Genomic DNA, 4,226 nt, shown 5'->3' with positions numbered 1-4,226 from the left:
GACAGCACGCGCGACCAGCGACGACAACAGTCGGCCGAGGGCGGTGGTCACGAACACAGCTCGTAAAGATCGAGGGGGTTGGGGTGGGGAGGGTTACCTGGCCGGTTGCTACCAGGATTGCGGGGCCGGAGAGCCAGCAGGAGTCCTTGGTGACCGTTACGGTCAGGCGGCCGCCGGGGACGTCCACCGCCACCACACCGGTGTCCCGGCCGGCGTCACGCAGGACCACGGCCGCCACCGCGCAGGCGCCGGTGCCGCAGGACAGGGTCTCGGCGCTGCCGCGCTCGTACACCCGCATGAGGCTGTGCCCGTCGGTGTCGCCGACCGGGTCGCCCGGCACGATCAACTCGACGTTCACGCCGGCCGGGAAGACCGCCGGGTCGAACTCGGGCGCGACGGTCAGGTCCAGCGCGGACAACTCCACGCCACCGGGCAGGACGCACACCAGATGCGGGTTGCCGACGTCCACGACCGTGCCGGACAGGGTCAGACCACCCAGGGTGGCGGCCGACTCGTCGTACATCCGGGGTCTGCGCATCTCGACGGAGACCGCGCCGCCCTCGACCAGCGCGCGCACGACGCCGGCGCGGGTGGCCACCGGCAACGCCGCGCCGACGGGCGTGGCGAGCCCGGTGTCGAGCAGGTAGCGCACGAAGACCCGGGCGCCGTTGCCGCACATCTCGGCGAACGAGCCGTCCGCGTTCCAGTAGTCCATGAACCACTCGGCCTCGCCGGCCTGGCCGGCGCCGTCAGGATGCTTGGCCGCGCGGACCACCCGCAGTACGCCGTCCGCGCCGATGCCGCGACGCCGGTCGCAGAGCGCCGCGACCAGCTCCGGGGTCAGGTCGAGCTGACCGTCCGGGTCGGGCAGGAGGACGAAGTCGTTGCCGGTGCCGTGCCCCTTGGTGAACTCCACGATCCCATCATCGCGCAGCAGCCGGCACCAGGTGCAGGGCGGCCTCGATCAGGTCCGGCGCGGCCGAGTCGAGCCACTGGATGCGGGGATCACGCCGGAACCAGGACCGCTGCCGGCGGACGAACCGCCGGGTGGCCCGGACCGTCTCGTCGTGCGCCTCTTCCTCGGTCAGCTCGCCGTCGAGCAGGCGCAACACCTGCTGGTAGCCGAGCGCCCGGCTCGCCGTCCGCCCCTCGGCCAGGCCCCGGCCGACCAGCTCGCGGGTCTCGTCGACCAGCCCGTCGGCCCACATCCGGTCCACCCGCAGCGCGATCCGCTCGTCCAGCAGGCCGGTGTCGAGGTCGACGCCGAGCTGCACCGACGGGTAGTACGGGGTGGGCTGCGGCAGCGACGCGGCGAACGGCGCGCCGGTCAGCTCGATCACCTCCAACGCCCGGACGATCCGCCGGCCGTTGCCCGGCAGGATGCCCTCGGCGGCCACCGGGTCGACGGCACGCAGCCGGGCGTACAGCGGCGCCGGCCCGACCTCGGCCAACTCGCGTTCCAGCCGTTCCCGCAGCGCCGCGTCGGTGCCCGGGAACTCGAAGCGTTCCAGCACCGCCCGCACGTACAGCCCCGAGCCACCCACCAGCAGCGGCACCCGCCCCCGGGACAGGATGTCGTCCACCGCCGCACGGGCCAGCCGCTGGTACTCCGCGACGCTGGCCGGCTCGGTCACCTCCCAGATGTCGAGCAGGTGGTGCGGCACGCCGTCCCGCTCGTCGACGGTCAGCTTCGCGGTGCCGATGTCCATGCCCCGGTAGAGCTGCATCGAGTCGGCGTTGACCACCTCACCGTCGAGGGCGTGCGCGAGCGCGATGCTCAGCGCCGACTTGCCCGCCGCCGTCGGCCCCACCACCGCGACGACTGTCACATCCGCTCCCAGGACGCCACGAAGTAGGCCACCCCGTAGGGCGCCGACTCGTGCAGCAACTCGCCGCGCCACCCGCCGCCGCCGACGCGGGCCGCGTCGGCGAGCACCTGCCACGCCGCCCGGCCGGCGACCTTCAACTGCGCCGACAGACCGGGGTCCAGGTCGCGCAGGGCGTCCAGGTCCGCCTCGGCCAGGGCCGTGGCGACCCCTTTGTCGTACGGGAGAGCGCGCTGGTCGTCGTACCCGGGAGCCTGCTGGCCCCGGCAGGCCGACCCGTCACCGAGCACCAGCAGCGCCACCCGGTCGCCGGCGGCGGCGACCTGGGCGCCGAGCGCGGCCACCTCGACCGGCCCGGCGTCGGCGGCCACCTGAACGGCGGTCACCTGCGCTGCGGTCTCGGGCCCGGCCGCCACCCGCGTCGCGGTCGCCTGCCCGGCCGTCGTCGGCCCATGCCGGGACAGCAGCCACGCGCCGATGGTCAGGCTCAACGGCAGCACGGCGCCGCGGTCCGGCTGGCCGGGGACCAGGGGCACGTCCAGGTCGACGCCCCACGGCTGGAGCGAGCCGGTGGCCGGGGGCTGGACCGGGCCGGTCACCGGGCCGACGCCGAGCAGCACCACCACCTCCGGGCCGGTCGCCAGCAGCCGGCCGACGGCGAGATCGCAGGCCGACCGCAGGTCGTCCAGTTCGCTGGCGGCGGCACCGGCCACTTCGGGCACGAGCAGGGGCGGATGTGGGCAGACGGCGGCGGCGACCAGTGGCACCCGTTCACCGTAGCGGGAATCCCCGGTGCGTCTCCGCCGCGATCCGGTCAATCAGGCCCTAGGACACCGTATGGTCACGGTCGGCGATAGGCGCTCGACGCGGACCGGGTCGGACCTGTGACAATGCCGGAAGCAACTTGGCTGCGCCGTGGCGGCGACGGGGGACTGCTCCCTCGACGCCGGGAGAACGAGGATGGGCACATGAGCGACTGGACTGCCTTCGGACGGGTGGACGCGGACGGCACCGTTTACGTCAAGACCGCCGAGGGCGAGCGGGTGGTCGGATCCTGGCAGGCAGGAGCGCCGGAGGAAGGGCTCGCGCACTTCGCGCGCCGCTTCGCCGACCTGGTCACCGAGGTGGATCTGACCGAAGCGCGGCTCAACTCGGGCGCGGCGGACGCCGGGCACTCGTTGAGCACGATCCGGCGGATCCGCGCCACGCTGCCGGAGGCCCACGTGGTCGGCGACATCGACGCCCTGACCGCCCGACTGGACAAGCTGGCGACCCTCGCCGAGGAGAAGGCCACCGAGGCGCGCGCCGCCCGGGACGCCGCCCGCGGTGAGGCCCTGGCCCGCAAGACCGCCCTGGTCGAGGAGGCCGAGAAGCTCGCCGCGGAGTCGACCGGTTGGAAGACGGCCGGTGACCGCCTCAAGGAGATCCTCGACGAGTGGAAGACCATTCGCGGGGTCGACAAGAAGGCCGACGGCGAGCTGTGGAAGCGCTTCGCCGCCGCGCGGGACGGCTTCACCCGACGCCGCGGCGCCCACTTCGCCTCCCTGGACGCGCAGCGCAAGCAGGCGCAGACCGTCAAGGAAGAGCTGGTCGCCGAGGCCGAAAAGATCAAGGAATCCACCGAGTGGGCCGCCACGGCCAACCAGCTCAAGGAGCTGATGACCCAGTGGAAGGCCGCGCCCCGCGCCTCCAAGGAGGCCGAGCAGAAGCTCTGGGAACGGTTCCGGGCCGCCCAGGACGCCTTCTTCAGCCGGCGCAGCGAGGTCTTCTCGGCACGGGACAACGAACAGCGCGGCAACCTGGAGCGTAAGCAGGCCCTGCTGGCCGAGGCCGAGGCCCTGGACATCGACGCCGACCCCAAGGGCGCCCAGGCCAAGCTGCGCGAGATCCAGGCACAGTGGCACGAGGCCGGCCGGGTGCCCCGCGAGGCCGCCGCCGGGCTGGAGCGCCGGTTGCGCGTCATCGACGACAAGGTCCGCGAGGTGATGGACTCCGCGTGGCGGCGTACCACCAAGGAGGACAACCCGCTGCTCGCCCAGATGCGGGCCCAGGTGGCGGAGGCCGAGGAGCGGCTGTCCCGGGCGCAGAGCGCCGGGGACGCCCGGCGCATCAAGGAGGCCGAGCAGGCCCTCGCCTCCAAGCGACAGTTCCTCCAGCTCGCCGAGCAGGCCGGCTGACCCGACGCAATTCGCGAGCCCCCGGTCCCCGCGCGGGACCGGGGGCTCGCGCGCGTCCCGGGGTCGTCCACTCCGCACCACCTAGCCGCGCATCCCCACCTCATCCGACACGCCCGCCCGTATGCCCGCACGCCCGCACGCCCGCACACCCGCACACCCGCACGCCCGCACGCCCGCACGCCCGCACGCCCGCACGCCCGCACGCCCGCACGCCCGCACACCC

General features: G+C 73.9%; 2 protein-coding genes and 2 pseudogenes. 1 reads left to right on the top strand and 3 read right to left on the bottom strand.

Annotated features, from left to right (window positions below):
- Positions 1–91: 91 nt before the first annotated feature.
- The 3 genes and pseudogenes from dapF to AB0J36_RS34280 all read right to left on the bottom strand — a co-directional run.
- Positions 92–916: pseudogene (gene dapF / locus AB0J36_RS34290) on the bottom strand (diaminopimelate epimerase); the annotation flags it as partial.
- 7 nt (positions 917–923) lie between these two features.
- Positions 924–1,826: pseudogene (gene miaA, locus AB0J36_RS34285) on the bottom strand (tRNA (adenosine(37)-N6)-dimethylallyltransferase MiaA); the annotation flags it as partial.
- Entirely contained in the window at positions 1,826–2,593 is a 768-nt protein-coding gene (locus tag AB0J36_RS34280) for a hypothetical protein (protein ID WP_357122635.1), read from the bottom strand. The pseudogene miaA and the gene AB0J36_RS34280, both read right to left, overlap by 1 nt.
- Before the next feature lie 201 nt (positions 2,594–2,794).
- Here AB0J36_RS34280 and AB0J36_RS34275 point away from each other — a divergent pair, with 201 nt between their 5' ends.
- Entirely contained in the window at positions 2,795–4,003 is a 1,209-nt protein-coding gene (locus tag AB0J36_RS34275; protein WP_357122632.1) for a DUF349 domain-containing protein, read from the top strand.
- Positions 4,004–4,226 lie beyond the last annotated feature (223 nt).

It is taken from the genome of Micromonospora sp. NPDC049662 (assembly GCF_040675055.1).
In the GTDB taxonomy this organism is placed as follows: Bacteria; Actinomycetota; Actinomycetes; order Mycobacteriales; family Micromonosporaceae; genus Micromonospora.
This window is presented reverse-complemented; position numbering and strand designations above follow the sequence as displayed.